Below are 24,683 nucleotides of genomic sequence, written 5' to 3' on the forward strand. Positions count from 1 at the left end.
GCCATGGTCGGCAGAGGCAAGGCGCCGGGCGTGCGGCGCCAGGCGGTTCGGTGGGCGGCGCTGGCCGGTGCCGCCGTACTGGCGGCGGGCGGCAGCGCCGTACCGGCGGTGGCCGCCGCCAACCACGGCACACCGCACGGCCGCACCGCCACCCCGGTGAAGCACCTGGTGGTCATCTTCGACGAGAACATCTCCTTCGACCACTACTTCGCCACCTACCCCAAGGCGGCCAACACCGACGGCACCCGCTTCAAGGCCGCCCCGGGCACCCCGAAGGACACCGCCAACCTGGCCAACGCCGGGCTGCTCAAGCACAACCCCAACCAGTACGCCCCCAAGCGCCTCACCCCGGCGCAGGCGATGACCTGCGACCAGAACCACGAGTACAGCGCCGAGCAGTACGCGTACCACGGCGGCAAGGCCGACCAGTTCGTGCAGAACACCGAGACCAGCAAGTGCTCGGGCAACCTGTTCGGCGAGCCCGGCCTGGTGATGGACTACTACGACGGCAACACCGTCACCGCGCTGTGGAACTACGCCCAGCACTACACCCTCAACGACCAGTCCTTCGGCTCCGCCTACGGCCCCTCGACGCCGGGCGCGCTGGAGCTGGTCTCCGGCCAGACGCACGGTGTCATCTCCGTCGACCCGGCCTCCGGCACCGAACACCCCAAGCAGACCGCCAAGCCGGACAAGTACACGGTCGCCTCCCCGAACGCCAAGGGCGTGGGCACCGTGATCAACGACCCCGACCCGGCCTTCGACGACTGCTCCGACAAGGACCACGCCAGCGCCAACGCGCTCGCCGTGATGACCGGCGCCAACATCGGTGACCGGCTCAACTCCCGAGGCGTGAGCTGGGGTTGGTTCCAGGGCGGCTTCCGGCCCAGCACCGCCTGGAACGGCAAGCAGGGTTCCTACGCCAAGTGCGGCGGCACCACCCACACCAACGTCGGCGGCGCCGCGGTGGAGGACTACAGCCCCCACCACAACCCGTTCGCCTACTACCGCTCCACCGCCAACCCGCACCACCTGGCCCCCGCCTCGGTGGGCGAGATCGGCCACGGCGGACGCGCCAACCACAACTACGACCTGTCCGACTTCGACGCCGTGGTCAAGGCGGGCAAGCTCCCCGCGGTGAGCTTCCTGAAGGCGGGCGAGTACCAGGACGGCCACGCCGGCTACTCCGACCCCGTCGACGAGCAGCACTTCCTGGTCAAGGAGATCAACCAGCTCCAGAAGTCGCCGCAGTGGAAGGACACCGCGGTCGTGGTCGCCTACGACGACTCCGACGGCTGGTACGACCACGTCTACGCCAAGCCGCTCAACGGCTCCAAGGACGCCACCACCGGCTCCGACGGCCAGGCCACCGACGCGCCCGGCTGCAAGGCCGGTCCCGCCCCGGCCGGCGGCTACGCCGACCGCTGCGGCCCTGGCACCCGTCAGCCGCTGCTGGTCATCTCGCCGTTCGCCAAGGTCAACAAGGTCGACCACACCCGTACCGAGCAGGCGTCCATCACCCGGTTCATCGAGGACAACTGGCACACCGGGCGCATCGGTGACGCCTCCTTCGACACCCGGGCCACCTCGCTGGCCGCCCTGTTCGACTTCAGGCACCCCAACAACAAGCAGGTGCTGCTGGCCGCCGACGGCTCGGTGACCTCGGTGCGGCCGATCCCGCCGGTGCACGGCCACCCGGGTGCCTCGGGTGACACCTCCGGCAACGCCCCGGTCGCCGACGGCGCCGCCACCGCCCAGCTCGCCGAGACCGGCGCCGGCTTCCCGGCGCTGCCGGTGGGCATCGGTGCCGCCGCGGCCGTGGTGGCCGGCGCCGGCGTGGGCGTCGCGGTCGCGGTACGCCGCCGCCGTACCGCCTGATCCGTCGGACCTACGTCAGGGGCACGTGGCCCACGGCCACGTGCCCCTGACGCGTACCCGGGCCTACTCGGCCAGCCGCGGCAGCACCTTGGTGCGGTAGAAGTCGAAGAAGCCGCGGTGGTCGTGGCCGATCTGGTTGACGTAGACGGTGTCGAACCCGGCGTCGGCGAACGCCCGCAACGTGGCCACGTGCTCGTCCACGTCGTCGCCGCAGGTGACGTTCTCCGCCACCCGCTCCTCGGTCACCAGGGTGGACGCCTGCTCGAAGTGGCGGGGGGTGGGCAGCACCTGGGCCAGCTCGCCGGGGAGCTGCTCGTTGGCCCACAGCCGGTGCGCGGTGCGGACCGCCTCCCGCTTGTCCGGCCCCCAGCACACCTTGGTGCCGCCGGCCACCGGCTTGTTGCCGCCGCCGCTCTTGCGGAACCGGGTCACCGCCTCCTCGTCCGGGAAGATGCTGATGTAACCGTCGCCGATCCGGCCGGCCATCTCGGTGGCGGTCGGGCCGAAGCCGGAGACGTCGATCGGCACCGGATGCTCGGGCACCGTGTACAGCTGGGCGTTCTCCACCGTGTAGTGCTTGCCGTGATGGGTCACCTCGCGCCCGGTGAACAGCTCCCGCATCACCGCGATGGCCTCCTCCAGCATCTCCAGCCGCACCGGCGCCGGGGGCCAGGCGTCGCCCAGGATGTGTTCGTTGAGCGCCTCTCCGCTGCCCACCCCGAGCCGGAACCGGCCGCCGAGCATCACCGCGCTGGTCGCCGCGGCCTGCGCGGTCACCGCCGGATGCATCCGGATGGTGGGACAGGTCACCGCGGTCTGCACCGGCAGCGAGGTGGCCTCCGACAGGGCGCCGATCACCGACCACACGAAGGCGGCCTGGCCCTGCTCGCGGTTCCACGGGTGGTAGTGGTCGGAGATCCACAGCGCCTTGAACCCGGCCTGCTCCGCCATGCGTGCCTGCTCGACCAGCTCCTTCGGCGAGAACTCCTCGCACGACAGAAAGTAGCCGTACTCGGTCATGGCCCGACCTCCTGGTTACGCGGGTGCCTGACCGGGCGCCGGTGCCCGGAAGATCCCGGCACGGGTTACCGCCCGGCCCGGGGGAAAACCTCCCGGTGGGGGATGCAGGAACCACGGACGGCGGTGCCCCGCGCGCAAACTTTTGCGGCCAGCCGCATGGCCCGCTGCACGATTCGCGGTGATTTGGCGCGCCCCGTCCGGCCGGGCACCATGGAGTCCTCCCTCCGCGGAGCACACCCCCCTCCCACGCCGGGTCCCCGTACCGCCCCGACCGGGCCGGTCACGGCACCCGGCGGCCTGCTGCCCGAAAGGCCACCGCACATGCACGACCCCGGCACCGGGGCCCGGTCCGCGGCCATCGCGACCGGCCCGGCACCGCAGGCCGCGTCCCGTCCGGCCGCCGAAACCGGCCCCGAGGACGCGCACCCCGTCCGCCGTTTCGGCCTCGTCACCGCCACCGCGCTGGTGATGGGCAACATCATCGGCGGCGGCATCTTCCTGCTGCCGGCCTCCGTCGCCCCCTTCGGCTCGCTGAGCCTGCTGGCCTTCGTGGTGCTCACGGTGGGGGCGATCGCCCTCGCGCTGGTCTTCGGCCGGCTGGCCCGCCGCGATCCGCGTACCGGCGGCCCGTACGTCTACGCCCGCGAGGCGTTCGGCGACTTCGCCGGGTTCCTTTCGGCCTGGTCGTACTGGGTGATGACGTGGGTGAGCAACGCGGCGCTGGCGGTGGCCGCGGTCGGTTACGTCCGGGTCGTCTTCCCCGGCCACTACCCGCCCGGCACCGATCTGGCCATCGCGCTGCTGGCGCTGTGGCTGCCGGCGCTGGCCAACCTGGCGGGCACCCGCTGGGTGGGGGCGGTGCAGATCGTCTCCACGGTGCTGAAGTTCCTGCCGCTGCTCTTCGTCGCCTTCGCCGGGCTGTTCTTCTTCGACCCGAAGAACCTCGGTGCCTTCGACCCGCACGGCGGCAACCCGCTGGGCGGCCTGTCCGCCGCGGCGGCACTGCTGCTCTACTCGTACGTGGGCGTGGAGTCGGCGGCGGTGAGCGCCGGCGAGGTCCGCGACCCGGCGCGCAACGTGGGGCGGGCCACCGTGCTGGGCACCATCGGCGCGGCCGTGGTCTACCTGCTGGGCACCGTCTCGGTCTTCGGCACCGTGCCCCACGGCGAGCTGGTGACCTCCACGGCGCCCTTCTCCGCCGCCGTCGACCACATGGTGGGCGGCCACTGGGGCGGCACCCTGATCGCCGCCGCCGCGGTCGTCTCCATCGTCGGCGCGCTCAACGGCTGGACGCTGATGAGCGCCCAGGCGCCCTACGCCGCCGCCCGCGACGGGCTCTTCCCGGCCCGTTTCGCCCGCCGCAAGCGCGGGGTGCCCACCTTCGGCGTGCTGGTCGGCGTCGTCCTCGCCACCGCGCTGACGGTGATCAACTACACCTCGGGCACCACGGGTGTCTTCAACGTGCTGGTGCTGATCACCACGTTCTCCGCCACCGTGCCCTACCTGCTGGCCGCCGCCGCCCAGCTGTACTGGCTCGCCGCCGGGGAACGCTCCCGGGTCAGCCCCGGCCGCTTCGCCCGCGACGTGGTGCTCGCCCTCGGTGCCTTCGCCTTCTCCATGTGGCTGGTGGCCGGTGCCGGGTACGCCGCGGTCTACCAGGGGGTGCTCTTCCTCTTCGCCGGGGTGCTGGTCTTCGTGGTGATGAAGGGCCGTACCCGGGCGAAGGCGGAGGCCGAGGCGGCCCCCGCCCAGGAGGTCTAGGCCACCGCCAGGATCTCCCCGTGGAGGATGGACAGCCAGCCGTCCTCCGCGCGCGCCCAGCGCAGCCAGCCGGCCGAGATGCGGCGCAGGTCCTCCCCGGTGGCGAGGCCGTCGCGCAGCGCCTGTTCGGCCATGGCCGACTTCAGGATGCGGTCGGCCCACATCCCGCCCCAGTGGGAGCGCTCCGCCTCGTCGGCGTGGCACCAGGTGCTCGCGCCCGCGGTGACCTCGGTGAAGCCGGCCGCGCGGGCCCAGGACAGCAGGCGGCGCCCCGCGTCCGGCTCGCCGCCGTTGGCCCGGGCGCACCGCTGGTACAACGCCAGCCACTCGTCCAGCTCGGGCAGCCGCGGATACCAGGCGAAGCCGTCGTAGTCCGACTCGCGGACGGCGACGATCCCGCCGGGACGGCACACCCGGCGCATCTCCCGCAGCGCCCGCACCGGATCGGCCACGTGCTGGAGCACCTGGTGGGCGTGGACGACGTCGAAGGAGTCGTCGGGGAAGTCCAGCGCGTGGACGTCGGCGGTGGCGTACCGGATGTTGGACACCCCGCGCTCGGCGGCGAAGGCGGCGGCGTCCTCCAGCACCCCGGCGGCCTCGTCCACCGCGGTCACCGTGCCCGGCGCCACCAGGGCGGCCAGGTCGGCGGTGATGGTGCCCGGACCGCACCCCACGTCCAGCAGGTCCATGCCCGGCCGCAGCCGCCCGATCAGATACCCGGCCGAGTTCTCCGCGGTGCGCCAGCGGTGCGACCGCAGCACCGACTCGTGGTGGCCGTGGGTGTACGTGGTCATCGTCCCAGCCCCTTCCGGAGGGATCGGCAGGTGAGGTGATCACTGTAGGAGGTGATCTCATCTACTGGGAACGGTGTCTCATACTTCGATACGCGAGGCGCGCGGCCACCCCGCCGACGGCATGACGAACCCCGACTCGTACGCCGTGATCACCGCCTGGGTACGGTCCCGCGCGCCGAGTTTGGCCAGCACCCGGGCGACATGGGTCTTCACCGTCTCCGGACCGACCCGCAGCCGGGCCGCGATCTCCCCGTTGGCCAGCCCCCGGGCCATCAGCCGCAGCACCTCGCACTCCCGCTCGGTGAGCCGTTCCCGCAGCCGCCGCCCCGCACCCTCCGCCGGGGCGTACCGCGCCGCCAGCCGGCCCACCGCGGCCGGGAACAGCAGGCAGTCACCGGCCGCCACCAACCGCACCGCGCTCACCAACTGCCCCGCGTCGGCCCGCTTGAGCAGGAACCCGGCCGCCCCCGCCCGCAGCGCCTGGTACACGTACGCGTCGTTCTCGAACGTGGTCACCACCAGGATCCGCGGCGGCACCGTCATCGACGACACCAGACGCTCGGTGGCGCGGATGCCGTCGACCTCGGGCATGCGCACGTCCATCAGAACCACGTCCGGACGCACCTGACGCACCAGCGGGACCACCTCGGCACCCGAGGCCGCCTCGCCCGCCACCGTCAGGTCCGGCTCGCACTCCAGGATCGCCCGCAGCGCGCCGCGGACCATCGCCTCGTCGTCGGCGAGCACCACGCGTACCGTCACCGCGCGGCCCCGCGCACCGGCAGGCGGACCGCCAGCCGCCAGCCGTCCTCGTCCGCCCCCGCCGCCAGGTGGCCGCCGAGCACCGCGACCCGCTCGGCCACGCCCCGCAGGCCGCGTCCGCCGCCGGTGCGCCGTCCGGCCGGGACGTTCCCCGGCACCGGATTGGTCATCTCGATCCCCAACTCCCCGTTGCCCGCCGTGATCCGCAGCCGTACCGGGACCCGGCCCGCGTGGCGCAGCGCGTTGCTGAGCCCTTCCTGGACGATGCGGTACGCCTCCCGGGAGACCGCGGGCGGCAGCCGGTCCAGGCCGGGCGGGAGCGCCGACCGGAGCCGCAGCCCGGCCGCCGCGGTGCGCTCCAGCAGCTCCGGCAGCGCCGCCAGATCCGGTCCGGCCACCGCCACCGCCTCGCCGTCCTCGCGCAACACGCCCAGCACGTCGTCGAGTTCGGCCACCGCGCGCCGGGTGGTCTCCTCGATCGCCGTCAACGCCCGCCGTACGTACGCCGGGTCGCGCTCCAGCAGCCGCCCGGCCGCCGTGGCCTGGAGGGTGACCGCGCTGAGCGCGTGGCCCACCGAGTCGTGCAACTCCCTGGCGAGCCGGTTGCGGGCCGCCAGCCGTACCGCCCGCCGTTCGGCGTCGGCCAGCCGTTCGGCGGCGGTCGGCCCGAGCAGCACCTGCGCCAGCCGGGCCAGCAGCGCCCCGGCCCCCGCCGCGGCCACCACCAGCAGCGCCAGCAGCGCGAGCGCCAGGCAGCCGGCCAGCCACGCCCGGCCGGACAGGGCCGCCGGGGTCCACGGCACGGGCCACCGCCGCCTGTCCGGCAGCACGGCCATGGCCGACAGCACCACCACGGCCGGTGGCACCGCCAGCGTCGCCCCGCTGACCAGGGCGCCCACCCCGGCGTGCAGCACGAACCAGGCACAGGTACGCCCCCGCGCCGCCCACGACCGGGCCGGCCCCGCCGTGATCCCGTCGGCCCCGCACAACGCCCGGGCCGCCGCCCCCTCCAGCGCCCGCACCACCGGGAACAACGCGGTCAGCGCGACCAGTGGCAGGGCGACCCCGAAGGCGACGAACGGTTCCACCACCGGTGAGCCGCCCCGGAACCCCGCCGTACGCAGGACCACCTCGGCCACCAGGTAGTACGGCATCAGCAACGCGCCGCCCAGGATCAGATGGACCCAGCGCAACCGCGCCCGGCGGCCCAGCAACGCGGTCACGCCCGGCGCCCCGCGAGTACCCCGCGCAGGGCTCCGGCGAGCAGCACCCCGGCGACCGTCTGCACCGCGTACACCAGTGTCATCGCCCCAGAGACCGACCCGCCGGCGCCGTCCGGGGCCGACACCACCCAGCAGCAGCCAGCCGCCCCACGCCGCCGTCGTCCCCGTCCCGCACCACGCGAGCGCCACCCATGGCACCGCCCGCCGGCCGTCACCGCACCGGAACACCGTCCACACCACCCCCACCGCACCGGCCACCACGAACACCGCGTAACCCGCCTCCAGCACCGCGACATCACGCCCCCGCCCGGCGATCCGCCCCGGCGCGAGCCCCGTGGTGGCCCCGCACGCCCACGCCACGTGCGCCACCGCGGGCAGCACCGCCGCCACCACACCGGCCACCGCCACCCGCCGCACCCCGGGCCGCACCGGACGCCCGGCCGGCGGCGCTCCCCAGCGTTCCCGCACGTACAGCACGAACAGCGCCCCGAGCGCCACCCCCTGTACCAGGAAACCGCCGTAGACCAGCACGAACACCCACGGGTCCAGCCACGGCACCTGCCGCGCCACCAAGGCCGGCCCCGGGAAGACCGCCGACAGCAGCGTCTGCACCGGCCACACCACGAACACCGGACCCAGCAGCCCCGAGGCGAGCCACGCCGGACCCACCAGCACCCATCCCGGCAGCCGCCTGCCCCACGGCCTGGTCAGGGCGACCGCGAGCACCACCACCGCGGCGTCCATCGCCACCGTCAGCGCGTTGACGGTGGCCAGCCGCGGATCCTCGTGGCGCAGCGCGCTGCCGGCCGGGATGCCCACGGTGCTGCCGGACAACCAGGCGACCTTCAACGCCAGGTAGGGGACGCAGGCGGCGACGGCGACGGTCACCAGCACGCGGCGCGGGGTACGGAACGCGCCGCGCGGTGCGGCGGCGGGGAGGACACCGGTCATGGCGTCCACCCTTCCGTCACCGGTGCCCCGGGCGCGTCCGGCCCGGTGACGACCTCGGTCCCCCGCGCGGGGGACCGGGGACGCCGCGTGCTCAGCCGGTGGTCGGGCGGTAGGAGTACACCGTGGTGGTGACCTTGCAGACGCTCGGCGGGACCACCTCGACCCGCAGCACCCCGGCCTTGGCGTCGTAGTCCAGCCCCTCGGCCTCGAAGGCACCGGAGCAGATGCTGCGTCGCGGGAGCTGGAGCAGGGTGCTGACGTGGCCGGTCACCGCGGTGCCGTCCAGCGGGTGCTCCAGGTCGACCTGGAGCAGGTCCTTGGCCGCGTCGTCGGAGCTGCACACCAGCCGGGTGGGGGAGACGAAGTCGCACCCCTGCACGTCGCTGACGGTGTGGTCCAAGGCGATCGGGCCGGCCTGGCGCAGCGTGCCGCCGGTTCGCGGGGTCGCCGGGTTGAGCAGCGGCGCCGGGAAGACCTCCAGCCGTGACTCGTCCCCCCACTCCCCGGAGACCAGCCACCGGGCGTCGGGGGAGACGGTGGCGAAGGAGTTGTTGAGCATCTCGCCGGGGTCCAGCGGGTGGGTGTACTCGTAGCGCTGACCGCCCGGTGTGGTCACCGCGAACATCTTGGCGGTGGCGGTGTCACCGCCCTGGTAGGCGTCGAAGACGTAGCCGCGCGCGATGTCCGGGTCGCCGATGTGGTTCCACCCCTGGGTGCGCAGGGACAGCGGGACGGAACCGAGGCCGCGGTAGAGCAGCGAGCCGTCGTCCCGGCTGGCCAGCCCCTGGCCGCCGGTGAGCGAGTTGACGTGGGCGGACCCGGACTCCACCCAGCCACCGGGGGAGGACGGCTGCGCGGCGGCGGCCCCGCCACCGGCGACGGACAGGCTCGACGCGGCAAGCAGCAGCGCGGCCAGACGGGTACGGGCCGTACGTATGGTCAAGGGGTCCCCCCGGGAAGCGGTCGGCACGAGCAGCAAGTGAGCGTAGGCCCTCCCCGGCCCGTCGAGCCACCACACCACGGCCAACCCGGCCGGAAACGGCCCCCGTTGACCTGCGGCGCCCTCCGCCGGCCGCGGACCGGAGCGGCCCGCGGAACCGGAATCACACCTCGTACGTCACAGCCACATGAAGCGACACACCCAGCGCAACGGACGACTCCTCCCGCTCGGCACCGGCCTGACCGCCGCCGCTCTCGCCGCGGTCGTGCTGACCGGCTGCGGCCACTCGGGGCAGGGCGTCGCCGACCCCGCCGCGCCGCCGTCCCCGAGCCCCTCCGCCCCCGGCACCCCGTCCGCCTCGGCCAACCCGCCGGGCGGCAAGGTCACCAAGGAGGCCATCGCGGCGCCGGTGAAGACCGGCCGGGACGACCGCACCCTGACCGTGGGCGCCGAGGAGGGCGGCTGCCGCACCGCGCGGCTCACCACGCGGGAGACCGCCACCCGGGTCACCCTCACGCTGGAACTCGCCGACCACCACAAGCCCGGCTCGGTCTGCCCCGACATCGCCCGGATGCGGCAGGTCAGCGTCACCTTGAAGGCACCGCTGGACGGCCGCGAGCTGATCGACGGCGCCACCGGCCACCAGCTCGCCGCCCCCGGACGCAGCTGACCCGGCGTCCAGCGCGCCACGACCACGCAGCCGCCCCGGAGCCCGTCCTCCGGGGCGGCCGTCGGACGGCCGGGACTTAGGGTCCTTCTGACGGATCTCCGCGGCGTCGCGACGCCCGGCACGCCCTCTCGCCGCACCGGCCGAAAGCCCAGGTACGCCCAGTACGAGGGCTTCCGGCCGGCACACCGAGAGCACGCACCGGACGCCGCTCCTTCTCCCACGGAGATCCGTCAGAAGGACCCTAGGCTCAGGCCCCCACGTCGAAGGTGTCCGGGTCCGGGCCCAGGCGCCGGCCCGCGTCGAGCCGCGCGAACTCCGCCAGGTCGGCGTCGTCCAGCTCGAAGTCGAAGACGTCGATGTTCTCCCGGATCCGGGACGGGGTGACCGACTTGGGGATCACCACGTTGCCCAGCTGGAGGTGCCAGCGCAGCACCACCTGCGCCGGGGTACGGCCGTGCTTCGCGGCGACCCGGGCCACCGTGGCGTCCTCCAGCAGCCCCCGGCCCTGGCCCAGCGGGGACCACGCCTCGGTGGCGATCCGGTGACCGGCGTGGAAGGCCCGCGCCTCGGCCTGCTGGAGCTGCGGGTGCAGCTCGATCTGGTCGACCGCCGGCACCACCGAGGTCTCGTCGAGCAGCCGCTTCAGGTGGTGGATCTGGAAGTTGGAGACGCCGATGGCGCGGGCCCGCCCCTCCTGGTGGATCTTCTCCAGCGCCCGGTACGTCGCCACGTACTCGTCGCGGGACGGCAGCGGCCAGTGGATCAGGTAGAGGTCGACGTACTCCAGGCCCAGCCGGGTCAGCGACTGGTCGAAGGCGCGCAGCGTGGCGTCGTAGCCGTGGTCGCTGTTCCACAGCTTGGTGGTCACGAAGAGTTCGTCACGCGGGACGCCCGACGCCGCCAGCGCCTTGCCGGTGCCCTCCTCGTTGCCGTAGACGGCGGCCGTGTCGATGCTGCGGTAGCCGGCGTCCAGGGCGTGGCCCACGGCGGTGAAGGCCTCGTCGTCCGGCACCTGCCACACGCCGAAGCCGAGCTGCGGCATCGCCACGCCGTTGTTCAGGGTGATTGCGGGGACCTTGCTCACGAGCAGTGGCTTCCTTGTCTGAATCGTCCTGCGTTCATGGCTCATTTTCGCGCATGCCCCGGTGCGGCCCGGCCACACCCTCCCCGTCCGCCTCACCCGTAGAGGGCGTCGATCTCCCGGGCGTACGCCTTCTCGATCGCCCTGCGCTTGAGCTTCAACGACGGCGTCAGCAGCCCTTGTTCCTCGGTGAACGGGGCGGCCAGCAGGCGGAAGGTGCGGATCGACTCGGCCTGCGAGACCAGGGTGTTGGCGGCCACCACCGCCCGGCGCACCTCGTTCTCCAGATCCTGGTCGCGCACCAGCTCCGGCGGGGTCATCGGCGGCTTGCCGCGCATCGTCAGCCAGTGCGCCACCGCGTCGAAGTCCAAGGTGACCAGGGCGGCCACGAAGGGGCGGTCGTTGCCCACCACCACGCACTGGGCCACCAGCGGATGGCTGCGCACCCGCTCCTCCAGCACCGCCGGCGAGACCGACTTGCCGCCGCTGGTCACCAGGATCTCCTTCTTGCGCCCGGTGATCGTCAGATAGCCGTCGTCGTCGAGCGCCCCGATGTCCCCGGTGGCCAGCCAGCCGTCCCGCAGCGTCTCCGCGGTGGCCTGCGGATTGTTCAGATAGCCGGCGAAGACCTGCCCGCCGCGCAGCCACACCTCGCCGTCGTCCGCGATGTGCACGGTGGTGCCCGGCACCGGCAGCCCCACGGTGCCGAACCGGGTGCGTTCCGGCGGGTTGGCGGTGGCCGCCGCGGTGCACTCGGTGAGCCCGTACCCCTCGTACAGGGTGATCCCGGCGCCCGCGAAGAACAGCCCGAGGCGCCGCTCCATCGCCGAGCCGCCGGACATCCCGTGCCGCATCCGGCCGCCCAGCGCCTCCCGCACCTTGGCGTAGACCAGCTTGTCGTAGAGCTGGTGCTGCACCCGCAGCGCCGGACCCGGCCCCGGACCGGTGCCGAACGCCCGCTGCTCCTGGGCCTCCGCGTAGCGCACCGCCACCTCGACGGCCTTCTCGAACACGGCGAGCCGCCCGCTCGCCTCCGCGCCGCGCCGCGCCGCGTGGAAGACCTTCTCGAAGACGTACGGCACCGCCAGCGCGAACGTCGGGCGGAACGCCGCCAGGTCGGGCAGGAGGTCCCGGGCGGCCATGCTCGGCTGGTGGCCCAGCCGGACCCGGCCGCGTACGCAGGCCACCTCCACCATCCGCCCGAAGACGTGCGCCAGCGGCAGGAAGAGCAGCGTGGACGCCTCGTCCCCGGGACGGGAGTGGAACACCGGCTCCCACCGGGCCACCACGTTGTCCGCCTCGGCCATGAAGTTGGCGTGGGTGAGCAGACACCCCTTGGGGCGGCCGGTGGTGCCCGAGGTGTAGATCACGGTGGCCACCGCGTCCGGGGTGACCGCGAGCCGGTGGCGCTCGACGACCTCGTCGCCCAGTTGCGCGCCGGCCGCCGTCAGCTCGGCCACCGCGCCCGCGTCCAGCTGCCACAACCGCCCCAGCTGCGGCAGCTGGTCGATCACCGCGCCCACCGTCATCGCGTGGTCCTCGTGCTCCACCACGCAGGCCACCGCGCCGGAGTCGTACAGCATCCAGCGCACCTGGTCGGAGGAGGAGGTGGGGTACACCGGCACCGGCTGGGCGCCGATGGTCCACAGCGCGAAGTCGAAGAGCGTCCACTCGTACCGGGTACGCGACATGATCCCGACCCGGTCGCCGAACCGGACGCCCTCCGCCAGCAGCCCCTTGGCCAGCGCCATCACCTCGTCCCGGAAGCGCAGCGCGGTGACGTCCCGCCAGCCGTCCTCGGTACGGCGGCCGAGCACGGCCAGCTCCGGCACCTCGGCGGCGTTGCGGAAGACGGCGTCCGCCAGCCCGCCGGCCTGCGGCGCCGTCACCAGCGGCGGGACGGTGATCTCGCGCAACTTCGCTCCTCGGGCGCGCCCCGCACGGCGCCTCGACGGTGGTGCTGCCGCCCGGCCGGACCGCGAAACCGCCGTGCCGGACGGGGCCCGTAAGCTACCCGATCCCGGCCGCCCGCGGGAGGCTCCCGCGGATCACGACAAGTCCGGCATGGCCGTCGGCGGTCCGCCCCGAAATCCGCCGTTGCGTCCGGAACGCCCCGGAAGCCGCCACCGGTGCGCCGGTTGTACCGGGCCGGGGATCTGCACCGAATCTTCCCCGGCCCCGCACGGTGGCGTTACACCTGGTAACCCCAGGGTTGACAAGGGGTGGTGGCGTGCCGGCCGGGGCTTGCCCGGTGCGTCGCCACTCGCCGTGCCGGGCGCCGCCACGGGGCGGACCCCGGCTGACGCGGCGCTACCGGTCCGCCCCGGCCCCGGCGGCCACCGGACGCGGCACGCCGCCGCCCGACCCGGCCACCGGAGACGGCGCGCCCGGCCGCACCAGCCACAGCACCAGCGCCCCGGCCACCAGGCCCACCCCGGCCGCGGCCCACGCGGCGGCGTCCAGACCGGAGGTGAAGGCGGCCCGCAGCACGTGGCCGGCGGCGGCCCGGTGCGCAGCCGGCACGTGGGCCAGCAACCGCGGTGCGCCACCGCCGGCCAGCGCCCGGGAGGCACCGTGCGGGTCCGGTACGTGACCTGTCAGCCCGTGCGCCATCCGCGAGGTGGCCAGCGCGCCGAAGAGGGCCACCCCGAGCGCGTACCCCAGCTGCCGGAAGGTGTTGACGGCGCCGCCCGCCATACCGGCCCGGTGCGGCGGCACCGACGCCAGCGCCGCCTGCGACAGCGACGGCGTCACCAGCCCCACCCCGGCCCCGGTCACCAGCAGCCCTGGCGTGGGCGCGAACCACCCCGACCCGGCGCCCAGCCACGCCTGCCCGGCCGCCCCCGCGGCGATCAGCAGCAGCCCGCAGCCCACCGTCAACCGGACCGGCACCCCGTGCAGCAGCCGGCCGCCCACCGCCGCCACCACGAACGACGCCCCGGCCAGCGGCACCAGCACCAGCCCACCGGCGAGCGGCGAGAACCCCAGCACCGTCTGGAGCCATATCGAGGTGTACGGCAGCAGTCCGAACGCCGCCGCGTTGAGCGCGAACGCCGCGACCATGACCGCGGTGAACGACGCGCTGCGGAACAGCCGCGGATCCAGCAGCGGATGCTCCGCCCGCCGCTCCGCCAGCCAGAACGCCGCCAGCGCCACCACGGCCACCGCCAGCACCCCCAGCGTCCGCGCCGAACCCCAGCCGATCGCGTCGGCGCGGATCACCGCGTAGGTCGCGGTGCCGGCGAAGAGCGTCCAGGCCGCCGTCCCCGCCACGTCGACCCGGCGTCCCGCGGCGCCCCGGGACTCGGTGACCACCCGCAGCGTCAGCGCCACCGCGGCCACGCTCACCGGCAGGTTGACGAAGAAGATCCACCGCCAGCCCAGGTCCTCGGTGAGCACCCCGCCCAGCACCGGGCCGAGCGCCGCCGCGGCCCCCGAGACGGCGCCCCACACCCCGAACGCGACCCCGCGCTCCCGGCCCTGGTACGCGGCGCCCAGCAGCGACAAGGTGGTGGCGAACATCGCCGCGCCGCCCACCCCCTGCAACGCGCGCATCGCCACCAGCATCCCCGCGCTGCCGCTCAGCCCGCAGGCCAGCGACGCCGCCGCGAAGACCACCGTCCCCGCCGTGTACACCCGCCGCCGGCCGATCGCGTCCGCCGTGGCCCCCGCCCCCAGCAGCAACGCGGCCAGCGCGAGCGCGTAGACGTCGACCACCCACTGCAGACCGTCCAGCGACGCGTGGAGCCCCGAGGCCATCTCCGGCAGCGCCACCGTCACGATCGTCACGTCCAGCAACAGCATGAACGTCCCCAGGCAGACCGCCACCAGCGGCCACCACTTGCGCATTCCTCGTCCCATCCCTCTTCCGCCCCGCACGCCCGCCACCGCGGCCCGGCGCGGACGGCACCGGCAACGTCTTCTCCCGTACGATCGGCTGCCGACGCCGATACGCCCCAGCGAACGGCCCTCGCGCGCCGGAATCCGACATCGTGGAAGGGGGAAGCGGTGGTATCCGAGACCGTGGACCAACTCGACCGGCAGCTGCTCCAGGCGCTCCAGCTCGACGGACGGGCACCGTTCAGCAAGATCGCGGAGGTGCTCGGGGTCTCCGACCAGACCGTCGCCCGCCGCTACGCCAAGCTGTGCGCCCACGGCGGCCTGCGCGTCCTCGGGCTCGCCGACGAGGCCCGGCTCGGCCGCACCAACTGGATCCTGCGGCTGAGCTGCACCCCGGACGCCGCCGAACCGCTGGCCACCGCGCTCGCCCGGCGCCCCGACACCCGGTGGATCGGGCTGATCTCCGGCGGCACCGAGGTGCTGTGCGTGATGGCCGCCCGCACCACCGAGGACCGCGACACCCTGCTGCTCGACAAGATCCAGCGCACCCCGCGGGTCACCGCAGTCCGCGCCCACTGCGTGCTCCACACCTTCTACGGCGGGACGCTCGGCTGGTACACCAAGTCCGACGCCCTCGACCCCGCGCAGGTGGCCGCGCTCACCCCGCCGCCGCCCGAGCCGGTCGGCGAACCGGTGGAGCTGGACCCCGCCGACGAGGCGCTGTTCGCCGCGCTCTTCCAGGACGGACGCGCCCCGGTGACCGAACTCGCCCAGGCCACAAGGGTGTCGGAGTCCGCGGTACGCCGCCGGCTGGACCGGCTGCGGAGCACCGGCGCCCTCGTGATCGACGTGCAGTTCGACTCCGTGTTCGTCGGCTACGACACCAAGGCGTCGCTGTGGCTCACCGTCACCCCGGCCGCCCTCGGCGACGTCGGCACCGCGCTCGCCGCCCACCGCGAAGTGGCCTTCGCCGCCGCCGTCTCCGGCCCGGCCAACGTCGTCGCCACCGTCCTGTGCCGCGACACCCACGCCCTCTACCGCTACCTCAGCGACCGCATCGGCCCGCTCGACGGCGTCCAGCACGTGGAGACCGCCCCACTGCTGCGCCAGGTCAAACGGCTGACCTACGAGAACCGGCGGGGCGGCGGCGTCAACGCGCCGTGGTGAGCGGGGGACGGGCGTGCAAGCGGTCCCCGGCCGCCAGGATCGCCCGGGAGAGCGCGTCGGCGGCCTGCTGGGCCGCCATCGCCTCCGGCGCCGCGGACCGTGCCCGGCCGCGCAGCAGCACGAACTCCACCCCGCCCAGCTCCGGCAGGAACGACCGGGCCGGCAACGGCCGCAGCCCCGGCGGCACCAGCCCCTCGGCGTGCGGCACCACCCCCAGCCCGGCCAGCGCCGCCGCCCGCACCCCGCTCAGCGACCGGCTGGTGCACACGATGTGCCACGGTCGCCCCGCCTGCTCCAGCACCTCCAGCGCCCGCGCCCGGGTGATGCTCGGCGGCGGATAGACGATCAGCGGCACCGGACGCTCCGGGTCCAGCCGCAGCCCCGCGCCGCCGATCCACGCCAGCCGGTCCCGCCACACCAGCCGGCCCGGCTCCGCCCCCGTCGACCGCTTGCCCAGCACCAGATCGAGCCGCCCCTCGGCGAGCTGCCGGTGCAGGGTGCCGGAGAGCTCCACGGTCAGCTCCAGGTCCACCTCCGGATGGTCGCGCCGGAACCCCTCCAGGACCTCCGGCAGCCGGGTGAGCACGAAGTCCTCCGAGGCGCCGAAGCGCAGCCTGCCGCGCAGCCGGGTGCCCGCGAAGAACTCCGCGGCCCGCACGTTGGCGGCCACGATCGTGCGGGCGAACCCCAGCATCGCCTCCCCGTCCTCGGTCAGCGCCACCCCGTGGGTGTCCCGCACGAACAACTGCCGCCCGGCCGCCTCCTCCAGCTTGCGCACATGCTGGCTGACCGTGGACTGCCGCACCCCCAGCCGGTGCGCCGCCTGCGTGAAGCTCAGCGTCTGCGCCACGGCCAGGAACGTCCGCAACTGCGTGGGATCGAACACCTGCCCCACCCTACGCCCGTCCATCGCAAACCGTGATGGCAGTAACCACGGTGAACGTACTTCACAATCACCAGGCCGCCCGCGAAGCTGGCGGCAGGAGGCCGTACGGGTGACCGGCGGCCGGACGGACGACGGACCGACGGAAGAGAGGCCATGGCACGCATCGCGATGCCCACGTGGCTGCCCATCGACCCCTACATCGCGGTGCTGGTCGCCACCGTGGGACTGGCCGCGCTGCTGCCCGCCGAAGGCGGTGCCGCGACGGCGGTGGGCGGCGCCTCCACGGTCGCCGTCGGGCTGCTGTTCTTCCTCTACGGCGCCCGGCTCTCCACCCGCGAGGCGGTTGCCGGGCTGAGCCACTGGCGGCTCCACCTGACCGTGGTGGCCAGCACCTTCGCGCTCTTCCCGCTGCTCGGGCTGGCCGCCCGCGGGCTGGTGCCGCACGTGCTCACCCCGCAGCTGTACACCGGCCTGCTCTACCTGTGCGTCCTGCCCTCGACCATCCAGTCCTCGATCGCCTTCACCTCGATCGCCCGCGGCAACGTCTCGGCCGCGATCTGCGCCGGAACGTACTCCAGCCTGCTGGGCATGGTGCTCACCCCGCTGCTCGCCGGGGTGCTGCTGGACTCCGGCGGCGCCGGGTTCTCCGCGCACGGCCTCGCCGACATCGGCCTCCAGCTGTTCGCGCCGTTCCTCGCCGGACAACTGCTGCGCCGCTGGATCGGGCCCTTCATCACCCGGCACAAGAAGGTCCTCGGCCTCGTCGACCGCGGCTCGATCCTCCTGGTGGTCTACACCGCGTTCAGCGAGGGCATGGTGCAGGGCATCTGGCACCAGGTGACCGTGGCGCGGCTGCTGGTCCTGGTCGGCGTGGAGGCGGTGCTCCTCGCGCTGGTGCTGACGGTGACCTCCGCCACCTCGCGGCGGCTGCGCTTCGGCCGCGCCGACCGCACCGCCATCGTCTTCTGCGGCTCCAAGAAGAGCCTCGCCAACGGGTTGCCCATGGCCAGCGTGCTCTTCGGCGCCCACGCCGGGCTGATCGTCCTGCCGCTGATGCTGTTCCACCAGATGCAACTGATGGTTTGCGCGGTGATCGCCAAACGATGGTCCACTGCCGGGGACGACGGCGGGGAAGGTAGCCTGCCATCGGAACGGTCATCGAACCCCGACGCCCAGGCCCGCCCTGTCACCGCTTGAGGAGAACCCGTGATCCGCGACCTGTTCACCCCCACCCACCTGCTGATCGTCGTGCTCATCGCGATCGTCCTCTTCGGCGCCAAGCGACTGCCGGACACCGCCCGCGCGCTCGGCAAGTCGCTGCGCATCCTCAAGGCGGAGACCAAGGCCATGCGGGACGAGACCCCGGCGGGCGAGCAGCAGACCGTCAAGGGCCAGGTGGTCGACGGCGCCCCGGCCGCCGCCCAGGCCCCCGGCCAGGCGCAGGCCACCGCCAAGCAGCCGGAGCCGCAGGCGCACTGACGCCCCCGGTCCCCGGCGCATCAGCCGCGGGCCGCCGCAGTCGGCAGCAGTACGCGGTGCTCGCCCGCGTACACGTTCATCGACGCCCCGCGCAGGAAGCCGACGAGGGTCAGCCCGCTCTCGGCCGCCAGGTCCACCGCGAGCGAGGACGGCGCCGAGACCGCCGCGAGCACCGGGATGCCCGCCATCACCGCCTTCTGCGCCAGCTCGAACGAGGCTCGGCCGGAGACCAGCAGGACGCTTCCGGACAGGGGGAGGCGTCCTTCCTGGAGCGCCCGGCCGACCAGCTTGTCCACCGCGTTGTGGCGCCCCACGTCCTCCCGTATGTCCACCAGCTCGCCCCGCTCGGTGAAGAGCGCCGCCGCGTGCAGTCCGCCGGTGCGGTCGAAGACGCGCTGGTCGGCGCGGAGCCGTTCGGGCAGCGACGCCAGCACCTCGGGGGTCAGCCGCACCGCCGGGTCGTCCGCGATCGGCCGGCGGGCCGTCGTCCGCACCGCCTCCAGGCTCGCCTTGCCGCACAGCCCGCACGACGAGGTGGTGTACACGTTGCGGGCCAGCCCGCTCTCCGGCACCGGCACCCCCTCGGCCAGCCGGACGTCCACCACATTGTAGGTGTTGGAGCCGTCCCGGGTGGCCCCCGCGCAGTACACGATGGACGCCAGCTCCTCCGCCGCGCCCAGCACGCCCTCGCTCACCAGGAACCCGGCGGCCAGCGCGAAGTCGTCCCCGGGCGTGCGCATGGTGACCGCCAGCGGCTCCCCGTTCAGCCGGATCTCCAGCGGCTCCTCGGCCACCAGCGTGTCCGCCCGGTGCTCCGCCCGGCCGTCCCTGATCCGCAGCACCCGGCGCCGCTCCGTGACCCGTCCCATCCGATCAGCCCCTCATCCCTCGCTCAGGCGTACGCCCGTGCCCCGATGATCCCACCCACCCCTCCCACCCGCCCCCCGCCCACCGGACGGATCCGCAGGTGAAACCCACCCCGAAACCTTGGTATCGTTGTCCTGCCGCCGCGGGGAAGCCCGCGGGGAGCGCACCTGAGTCCGGGTGGCGGAATGGCAGACGCGCTAGCTTGAGGTGCTAGTGCCCGTTAAGGGCGTGGGGGTTCAAGTCCCCCCTCGGACACCGTGAAAACCCCAGCCGAGCTGGGGTTTTTCTTGTTGATCCCGTTGGCGGAGCCGGCCCACCGGGGCGCGGTCGCGGGGGACCCTTCGCGACGTACCTCGCCCCGCCGCCCAACCCCGCGCGGCGAGCCGCTAACGTCCCGATCGGCGGCGTGCCGAGGGCCATACGCCGCGCCTGCCGGGGCGGCCGGCGTGGCGGGGTTCGTCGTCGGCCGGCCAGTAGGGCGGGATGTCGCGGCCCGGCTGGTAGTGCGGGCCCTGGCGGATGTGGTGCACCACCACCGCCAGGTCCACCACCGCCACCAGCGCGATCGCGCCGAAGAAGCCGGCCCACCCCGGTTCGCCGGCCGCCGCGAAGCCGCCCGCCGCGGCCAGCGCCCACACCAGTCCGAACAAGGTCAGCGCCACTCGCAGCCGCAGCGGACTGCGGGCCCGGGTCGGTTCGCTTCCGGTACGCATGGCGGGCCACCTCCGCCCCTACGGCTACCCCCGGCGAACCGGGACTACCGTGATGTACCCGGAGAATCGGGCGAGTGGAGGACGGTGTCCAGCACCCGCGACCACTGGGCCACGATCGCCGCCCGGCGCGGGCCGTCGTCGCTGAGCAGGTTGGCCAGGCCCAGGCCGCGGGCCATGTCCAAGGTGCCCTGGACGGTCTCCCGCACCCCCGGCACCCGTTCGTCGGCGCCCAGGAACTCCACCGCCAGCCGGTGCGCCTCCCGGCCCATCCGGGCCTCCAGCGCGGTCACCCGGGGCCGCAGCTGGGCCTCGTCGGCCGCCGCCACCCACAGGTGGAGCGCCGCCCGGAACAGCGGTCCGGTGTAGATGCCCACCAGCGTCTCCACCACCGCCCGGGTCCGTACCGCCCCGGCCGCGGGCAGCGTGCGGGCGTGGCCGCGCAGATCCGCCAGCCACTCCTCGGCCACGTGCTCCACGGCCGCCGTGAACAGGTCCTCCCGGGTGGGGAAGTGGTGCTGGGCGGCGCCCCGGGAGACCCCGGCGCGCTCGGCGACCGCGGCCACCGTGCTGCCGCCCCAGCCGTGCTCGGCCAGGCAGGCCACCGCGGCCTGAAGCAGCCGCCGCCGGGTGGCCCGGCTGCGGTCCTGCTTGGGCGCCCGGGCCGCCGGACGGTCCAGCGGGACCCCGCCGCCGCTCACCGCCGGCCCCCCGCGGCCGGTCCACCGCCGCCGTCGAGGGACCAGGCCGGGGCGCGCCGCTCCAGGAACGCCCGCATCCCCTCCGCCGCCTCCGCCGAGGCGAACAGCCGCGCCGACCGATCGGCCAGCTCCGCCGCGTCCCGGTCGAAGGCGCGCAGCACCCGTGCCGTGGTCAGCCGCTTGGACTCGGCCAGCCCCTGCGGGGAGGCCGCCCGCAGCCCGGCGAGCACCTCCGGCAACGCCTCCTCACCCGCCGTGACCAGCCCGATCCGCACCGCCTCGGCCACCGGGAAGACCTCCCCGGTCAGGTAGTAACGGGCCACCGCGCGCGGCTCGGTGCGCTCCAGCACGGTCAGCGAGATCACCGCCGGCGCCAGCCCCAGCCGGGACTCGGTGAACGCGAAGGTGGCCGCCGGTCCGGCCAGCGTGATGTCGCAGGCGGCCAGCAGCCCGAGTCCGCCCGCCCGGACGTGGCCGGTGGCCACCGCGACCACCGGCTTGGGCAGTTCGACCACCGCCCGCAGCAGCGCGGTCAGCTCACGCGGGCCGGTGGGCGCCGGCTCGCTCAGATCGGCGCCGGCGCAGAAGGTGTTGCCGGTGTGGGTGAGCAGCACCGCCCGGGTGTCCCGGTCCTCCGCCGCCGCGGCCAGGCCCTCGTGCAACTCGCCGACCAGCCGGGCCGACAGGGCGTTGCGGTTGTGCGGGGAGTCCAGGGTCAGCGTGGTGATGCCGCGTTCACGGTCGCGGCGGACGAGGGGAGCCTCGGGCATGGGCCTTCCTGACATCGGCGGTATTCAGTAGGACTTGGGCAGTCCGAGCGTATGGTGCGACACGAAGTTGAGGATCATCTCCCTGCTCACCGGGGCTATCCGCCCGACCCGGGAGGCGGTCAGCAGCGAGGCGAGGCCGTACTCGGCGGTGAGCCCGTTGCCGCCCAGGGTGTGCACCGCCTGGTCCACCGCGCGGGCCCCGGCCTCGGCCGCCGCGTACTTGGCCATGTTGGCCGCCTCCCCGGCCGCCAGGTCGTCCCCCGCGTCGTACAGGAACGCCGCCTTGCGGGTCATCAACGCCGCCATCTCCAGAGCGATGTGCGCCTCGGCCAGCGGATGAGCGATCGCCTGGTGGGCGCCGATCGGGGTCCGCCACACCTGCCGGGTGCGGGCGTACTCCACGGCGACGGTCAGCGCGTAGCGCCCCAGGCCCAGCGAGAACGCGGCCGTCATGACGCGCTCGGGGTTGAGCCCGGCGAACAGTTGCAGCAACCCGGCGTCCTCGTCGCCCACCAGCGCCTCGGCGGGCAGCCGCACCTCGTCCAGGAAGAGCTGGAACTGCTTCTCCGGCGCCGCGATCTCCATCTCGACGGGCCGGAACTCGAAGCCCGGGGCGCCGCGTTCGACGATGAACAGGCAGGGCTTGAGCTTGCCGGTGCGGGCGTCCTCGGTGCGGCCGACGACCAGGGTGGCGTCGGCGATGTCGACACCGGAGATGAAGACCTTGCGCCCGGACAGCAGCCAGTCGGTGCCGTCCCGGCGGGCGGTGGTGGTGATCCGGTGCGAGTTGGAGCCGGCGTCCGGCTCGGTGATGCCGAACGCCATCCGCAGCGAGCCGTCGGCCAGCCCCGGCAGCCAGCGCCGCTTCTGCTCCGGGGTGCCGAACCGGGCGATCACGGTGCCGCAGATCGCGGGGGAGACCACCATCAGCAGCAGCGGCGCCCCGGTGGCCCCCAACTCCTCCAGCACGATGGCGAGTTCGCTGATGCCCGCGCCCCCGCCGCCGTACTCCTCGGGGATGCTGACCCCCAGGTAGCCCAGTCGGCCGGCCTCCCGCCACAACTCGTCCACCGGGCGGCCGGCCTTGACGGCGGCGGTGAAGTAGCCGCGGCCGTAGCGCTTGCCGAGGGCGGCCACCGAGGCGCGCAGGTCGCGGTGCTCGGCGCTCTCCACCAGGGCGTTGCCGAAGGTGACGCTCATGGGGTGTGCTCCTCCTCGGTGACGACGGCCAGGACGGTCCCGACGTCCACCTGCCGGCCGGGCTCGGCGTGCAGTGCGCGCAGTACGCCCGTGGTGGGCGCGCTGACCAGGTGCTCCATCTTCATCGCCTCCAGCCACACCAGCGGCGTTCCGGCCGCGACCGGTTCGCCCACCGCCACCTCGGCCACCCGCACCACCGTCCCCGGCATCGGTGCCAGCAGCGAACCGGGCGCCGTCTCGGCCACCGGCTCCGGGAAACGGGGCAGCGCGGTGAAGGCGAAGGCGCCCAGCGGCGAGTCGACGTACACCCGCTCGCCGTAGGCGGCGACGGCGAACTCGCGGCGCACCCCGGAGGCGTCGAGCACCACGCGGTCGGGGCCGGCGGCCACCACGGTCACCCCGGGGTGGTCCTCGGCGGCCGTGCCGTGGCGGGTGTACCGGTAGCGCACCCGGTGCTCGGTGCCGTCCGGGTCGGCGCGGTAGCACCTGGTCCGCGGCTGGGAGGGGACGTTGCGCCAGCCGCCGGCCCGGGCGGTGACCCCGGTGCCGCGGCGGGCCCGGGCGGCGTCGGCGAGCGCGGCGGCCAGGGCGGACAGCCCGGCGTACTCCGCCCGCCGCGGGTCCGGCGCGGTGAGCGCGGCCCAGTGGTCGGTGAGGAACCCGGTGGTCGGCCGTCCGGCGGCGAACTCGGGGTGGCGCACCACGGCCACCAGCAGCTCGCGGTTGGTCCCCGGGCCGTGCAGCCGGGCCCGCTCCAGGGCGTGGGCGAGCCGCCGTACCGCCTCCGGCCGGGTCGGGGCCCAGGCGATCACCTTGGCCAGCATCGGGTCGTAACGGGTGCCCACCGTCTCGCCGGGGCCGACCCCGCAGTCCAGCCGCAGCCCGGCGGCGGCACCCGGCGGGCAGCCGAACTCGCTCACCGGGCCGGGCAGTTCGAGCCGGTGCACGGTCCCGGTCCGCGGACGCCAGTCGTCGGCCGGGTCCTCCGCGTACAGCCGGGCCTCGATCGCGTGGCCGCGCGGGCGCGGCGGAGCGCCGGACAGCCGGGCGCCCTCCGCCACCCGGATCTGCTCGGCGACCAGATCGAGCCCGGTCACGCACTCGGTCACCGGATGCTCCACCTGGAGCCGGGTGTTCATCTCCAGGAAGTACGCCCGGCCGTCCGCCGCGACCAGGAACTCCACGGTGCCGGCGCCGGTGTAGCCGATGGCCCGGGCCGCCGCCACCGCCGACTCGTGCAGCGTGCGCCGCACCCGGTCCGGCAGCCCGGGCGCCGGGGTCTCCTCGACGACCTTCTGGTGGCGGCGCTGCACCGAGCAGTCACGTTCGCCCAGCGCCCACACCGTGCCGTGCGTGTCGGCGAGGATCTGCACCTCGATGTGGCGCCCGCCCTCCAGATACGGCTCCAGGAAGACCTCGCCGTCCCCGAAGGCGGACGCGGCCTCCTGCCGGGCCGCCGCCAACTCCGCCTCAAGGGCGCCGAGTTCGCGGACGATCCGCATGCCCCGGCCGCCGCCCCCGGCCGCCGCCTTCACCAGCAGCGGCAGCTGCGCCCCGGTGACCGAGGCCGGGTCCACGCCGGCCAGCAGCGGCACCCCGGCGCCGGCCATGATGCGTTTGGCCCGGGTCTTGGACCCCATGGCCTCGATCGCCTCCGGCGGCGGGCCGATCCACGTCAGCCCCGCGTCCCGTACCTCCCGCGCGAACGCGGCGTTCTCCGACAGGAACCCGTACCCCGGGTGCACCGCCTCGGCGCCCGCCGCCAGCGCCGCCTTCACCAGCAGGTCACCGCGCAGATACGTCTCGGCCGGCGCGCTGCCCGGCAGCCGTACCGCCGTGCCGGCCTCGCGTACGTGGGCGGCGCCGGCGTCCGCGTCCGAGTGGACCGCGACCGTGGCGATGCCCAGGTCACGGCAGGTGCGCACCACCCGGCGGGCGATCTCGCCGCGGTTGGCCACCAGGATGGAACCGATCACCGTCGCA

21 protein-coding genes and 1 tRNA gene are annotated in these 24,683 nt (G+C 74.4%); 7 read left to right on the top strand and 15 right to left on the bottom strand.

Annotation, left to right across the window (positions count from 1 at the left end; all coding sequences use genetic code 11):
- Nucleotides 1-3: 3 nt before the first annotated feature.
- Nucleotides 4-1,878, top strand: a complete 1,875-nt coding sequence (locus SCATT_RS23170) for a phospholipase C (protein WP_014145604.1) — start codon at nucleotides 4-6, stop codon at nucleotides 1,876-1,878.
- 63 nt (nucleotides 1,879-1,941) lie between these two features.
- Here the strand turns inward: SCATT_RS23170 and SCATT_RS23175 are convergent, their stop codons facing one another.
- Entirely contained in the window at nucleotides 1,942-2,898 is a 957-nt protein-coding gene (locus SCATT_RS23175; protein WP_014145605.1) for an LLM class F420-dependent oxidoreductase, read from the bottom strand.
- 321 nt (nucleotides 2,899-3,219) lie between these two features.
- Between SCATT_RS23175 and SCATT_RS23180 the strand changes: the two genes are divergently transcribed.
- On the top strand, nucleotides 3,220-4,659 hold the full coding sequence (locus SCATT_RS23180) for an amino acid permease (RefSeq protein WP_014145606.1): 1,440 nt from the start codon (nucleotides 3,220-3,222) through the stop codon (nucleotides 4,657-4,659).
- On the opposite strand, the gene SCATT_RS23185 is transcribed toward SCATT_RS23180, so the two are convergent.
- The 4 genes from SCATT_RS23185 to SCATT_RS23200 all read right to left on the bottom strand — a co-directional run bounded on the left by SCATT_RS23185 (nucleotide 4,656) and on the right by SCATT_RS23200 (nucleotide 9,332).
- A complete protein-coding gene (locus SCATT_RS23185; protein ID WP_014145607.1) occupies nucleotides 4,656-5,453 on the bottom strand; it encodes a class I SAM-dependent methyltransferase in 798 nt (265 codons plus the stop codon). The two genes, SCATT_RS23180 and SCATT_RS23185, sit on opposite strands and share 4 nt — an antisense overlap.
- 78 nt (nucleotides 5,454-5,531) lie before the next feature.
- On the bottom strand, nucleotides 5,532-6,215 hold the full coding sequence (locus SCATT_RS23190) for a response regulator transcription factor (RefSeq protein ID WP_014145608.1): 684 nt from the start codon (nucleotides 6,213-6,215) through the stop codon (nucleotides 5,532-5,534).
- Nucleotides 6,212-8,389 (bottom strand): sensor histidine kinase, encoded by a 2,178-nt coding sequence (locus SCATT_RS39720; RefSeq protein WP_014145609.1) that lies wholly within the window; start codon nucleotides 8,387-8,389, stop codon nucleotides 6,212-6,214. Before SCATT_RS39720 ends, SCATT_RS23190 begins: the two co-directional genes overlap by 4 nt.
- A 91-nt stretch (nucleotides 8,390-8,480) precedes the next feature.
- A complete protein-coding gene (locus tag SCATT_RS23200; protein ID WP_014628563.1) occupies nucleotides 8,481-9,332 on the bottom strand; it encodes a hypothetical protein in 852 nt (283 codons plus the stop codon).
- Nucleotides 9,333-9,516: 184 nt separating this feature from the next.
- Here SCATT_RS23200 and SCATT_RS23205 point away from each other — a divergent pair, with 184 nt between their 5' ends.
- Nucleotides 9,517-9,999 carry a hypothetical protein gene (locus SCATT_RS23205; protein ID WP_014145611.1) on the top strand — a complete coding sequence of 161 codons (483 nt, stop codon included), beginning with the start codon at nucleotides 9,517-9,519 and terminating at the stop codon, nucleotides 9,997-9,999.
- Between the two features lie 247 nt (nucleotides 10,000-10,246).
- Here SCATT_RS23205 and SCATT_RS23210 read toward each other — a convergent pair whose 3' ends face one another.
- From SCATT_RS23210 to SCATT_RS23220, 3 genes are all read right to left on the bottom strand, one after another.
- The gene (locus SCATT_RS23210; protein ID WP_014145612.1) at nucleotides 10,247-11,083 is read right to left on the bottom strand and encodes an aldo/keto reductase; all 837 of its coding nucleotides are present in this window, start codon (nucleotides 11,081-11,083) and stop codon (nucleotides 10,247-10,249) included.
- 92 nt (nucleotides 11,084-11,175) lie between these two features.
- Complete coding sequence (locus SCATT_RS23215) at nucleotides 11,176-12,996, bottom strand: AMP-dependent synthetase/ligase (RefSeq protein WP_014145613.1); 1,821 nt, start codon at nucleotides 12,994-12,996, stop codon at nucleotides 11,176-11,178.
- Nucleotides 12,997-13,390: 394 nt separating this feature from the next.
- Nucleotides 13,391-14,929, bottom strand: coding sequence for an MFS transporter (locus tag SCATT_RS23220; protein ID WP_014145614.1), 1,539 nt, complete (start codon nucleotides 14,927-14,929; stop codon nucleotides 13,391-13,393).
- 159 nt (nucleotides 14,930-15,088) lie between these two features.
- Here SCATT_RS23220 and SCATT_RS23225 point away from each other — a divergent pair, with 159 nt between their 5' ends.
- A complete protein-coding gene (locus tag SCATT_RS23225; protein ID WP_014145615.1) occupies nucleotides 15,089-16,087 on the top strand; it encodes an Lrp/AsnC family transcriptional regulator in 999 nt (332 codons plus the stop codon).
- Here SCATT_RS23225 and SCATT_RS23230 read toward each other — a convergent pair.
- Nucleotides 16,071-16,997 carry a LysR substrate-binding domain-containing protein gene (locus tag SCATT_RS23230; RefSeq protein WP_041824950.1) on the bottom strand — a complete coding sequence of 309 codons (927 nt, stop codon included), beginning with the start codon at nucleotides 16,995-16,997 and terminating at the stop codon, nucleotides 16,071-16,073. The two genes, SCATT_RS23225 and SCATT_RS23230, sit on opposite strands and share 17 nt — an antisense overlap.
- 129 nt (nucleotides 16,998-17,126) lie before the next feature.
- Between SCATT_RS23230 and SCATT_RS23235 the strand changes: the two genes are divergently transcribed.
- Nucleotides 17,127-18,170, top strand: coding sequence for a bile acid:sodium symporter family protein (locus SCATT_RS23235; protein ID WP_014145617.1), 1,044 nt, complete (start codon nucleotides 17,127-17,129; stop codon nucleotides 18,168-18,170).
- Nucleotides 18,171-18,179: 9 nt separating this feature from the next.
- Entirely contained in the window at nucleotides 18,180-18,452 is a 273-nt protein-coding gene (gene tatA / locus SCATT_RS23240) for a Sec-independent protein translocase subunit TatA (RefSeq protein WP_014145618.1), read from the top strand.
- Between the two features lie 20 nt (nucleotides 18,453-18,472).
- On the opposite strand, the gene fdhD is transcribed toward tatA, so the two are convergent.
- Nucleotides 18,473-19,321: a formate dehydrogenase accessory sulfurtransferase FdhD gene (fdhD, locus tag SCATT_RS23245; RefSeq protein WP_014145619.1), complete on the bottom strand. Its 849-nt coding sequence runs from the start codon at nucleotides 19,319-19,321 to the stop codon at nucleotides 18,473-18,475.
- 169 nt (nucleotides 19,322-19,490) lie between these two features.
- On the opposite strand from fdhD, the gene SCATT_RS23250 reads away from it, so the two are divergent.
- Nucleotides 19,491-19,574 (top strand) — tRNA-Leu (locus SCATT_RS23250).
- A 131-nt stretch (nucleotides 19,575-19,705) separates the two neighbouring features.
- On the opposite strand, the gene SCATT_RS23255 is transcribed toward SCATT_RS23250, so the two are convergent.
- Genes SCATT_RS23255 through SCATT_RS23275 form a run of 5 tightly spaced genes read right to left on the bottom strand, consistent with a single transcriptional unit; the run spans nucleotide 19,706 to nucleotide 24,676 of the window.
- On the bottom strand, nucleotides 19,706-20,032 hold the full coding sequence (locus SCATT_RS23255) for a DUF6343 family protein (protein ID WP_014145620.1): 327 nt from the start codon (nucleotides 20,030-20,032) through the stop codon (nucleotides 19,706-19,708).
- Between the two features lie 44 nt (nucleotides 20,033-20,076).
- Nucleotides 20,077-20,730: a TetR/AcrR family transcriptional regulator gene (locus tag SCATT_RS23260; protein WP_014145621.1), complete on the bottom strand. Its 654-nt coding sequence runs from the start codon at nucleotides 20,728-20,730 to the stop codon at nucleotides 20,077-20,079.
- Complete coding sequence (locus SCATT_RS23265) at nucleotides 20,727-21,500, bottom strand: enoyl-CoA hydratase family protein (RefSeq protein WP_014145622.1); 774 nt, start codon at nucleotides 21,498-21,500, stop codon at nucleotides 20,727-20,729. The genes SCATT_RS23260 and SCATT_RS23265 overlap by 4 nt, the downstream gene beginning before the upstream one ends.
- 24 nt (nucleotides 21,501-21,524) lie before the next feature.
- Nucleotides 21,525-22,700 carry an acyl-CoA dehydrogenase family protein gene (locus SCATT_RS23270; RefSeq protein WP_014145623.1) on the bottom strand — a complete coding sequence of 392 codons (1,176 nt, stop codon included), beginning with the start codon at nucleotides 22,698-22,700 and terminating at the stop codon, nucleotides 21,525-21,527.
- On the bottom strand, nucleotides 22,697-24,676 hold the full coding sequence (locus SCATT_RS23275; protein ID WP_014628565.1) for an ATP-binding protein: 1,980 nt from the start codon (nucleotides 24,674-24,676) through the stop codon (nucleotides 22,697-22,699). The genes SCATT_RS23270 and SCATT_RS23275 overlap by 4 nt, the downstream gene beginning before the upstream one ends.
- Between the last annotated feature and the right edge of the window lie 7 nt (nucleotides 24,677-24,683).

This window comes from Streptantibioticus cattleyicolor NRRL 8057 = DSM 46488 (assembly GCF_000240165.1).
Lineage (GTDB): Bacteria > Actinomycetota > Actinomycetes > Streptomycetales > Streptomycetaceae > Streptantibioticus > Streptantibioticus cattleyicolor.

Excerpts from the sequence above, each read along its gene's own strand:
- SCATT_RS23170 (WP_014145604.1), top strand. The coding sequence starts at position 4 with ATGGTCGGCAGAGGCAAGGCGCCGGGCGTGCGGCGCCAGGCGGTTCGG.
- SCATT_RS23175 (WP_014145605.1), bottom strand. The coding sequence starts at position 2,898 with ATGACCGAGTACGGCTACTTTCTGTCGTGCGAGGAGTTCTCGCCGAAG.
- SCATT_RS23180 (WP_014145606.1), top strand. The coding sequence starts at position 3,220 with ATGCACGACCCCGGCACCGGGGCCCGGTCCGCGGCCATCGCGACCGGC.
- SCATT_RS23185 (WP_014145607.1), bottom strand. The coding sequence starts at position 5,453 with ATGACCACGTACACCCACGGCCACCACGAGTCGGTGCTGCGGTCGCAC.
- SCATT_RS39720 (WP_014145609.1), bottom strand. The coding sequence starts at position 8,389 with ATGACCGGTGTCCTCCCCGCCGCCGCACCGCGCGGCGCGTTCCGTACC.
- SCATT_RS23205 (WP_014145611.1), top strand. The coding sequence starts at position 9,517 with ATGAAGCGACACACCCAGCGCAACGGACGACTCCTCCCGCTCGGCACC.
- SCATT_RS23220 (WP_014145614.1), bottom strand. The coding sequence starts at position 14,929 with ATGCGCAAGTGGTGGCCGCTGGTGGCGGTCTGCCTGGGGACGTTCATG.
- SCATT_RS23230 (WP_041824950.1), bottom strand. The coding sequence starts at position 16,997 with ATGGACGGGCGTAGGGTGGGGCAGGTGTTCGATCCCACGCAGTTGCGG.
- SCATT_RS23235 (WP_014145617.1), top strand. The coding sequence starts at position 17,127 with ATGGCACGCATCGCGATGCCCACGTGGCTGCCCATCGACCCCTACATC.
- fdhD (WP_014145619.1), bottom strand. The coding sequence starts at position 19,321 with ATGGGACGGGTCACGGAGCGGCGCCGGGTGCTGCGGATCAGGGACGGC.
- SCATT_RS23255 (WP_014145620.1), bottom strand. The coding sequence starts at position 20,032 with ATGCGTACCGGAAGCGAACCGACCCGGGCCCGCAGTCCGCTGCGGCTG.
- SCATT_RS23265 (WP_014145622.1), bottom strand. The coding sequence starts at position 21,500 with ATGCCCGAGGCTCCCCTCGTCCGCCGCGACCGTGAACGCGGCATCACC.
- SCATT_RS23270 (WP_014145623.1), bottom strand. The coding sequence starts at position 22,700 with ATGAGCGTCACCTTCGGCAACGCCCTGGTGGAGAGCGCCGAGCACCGC.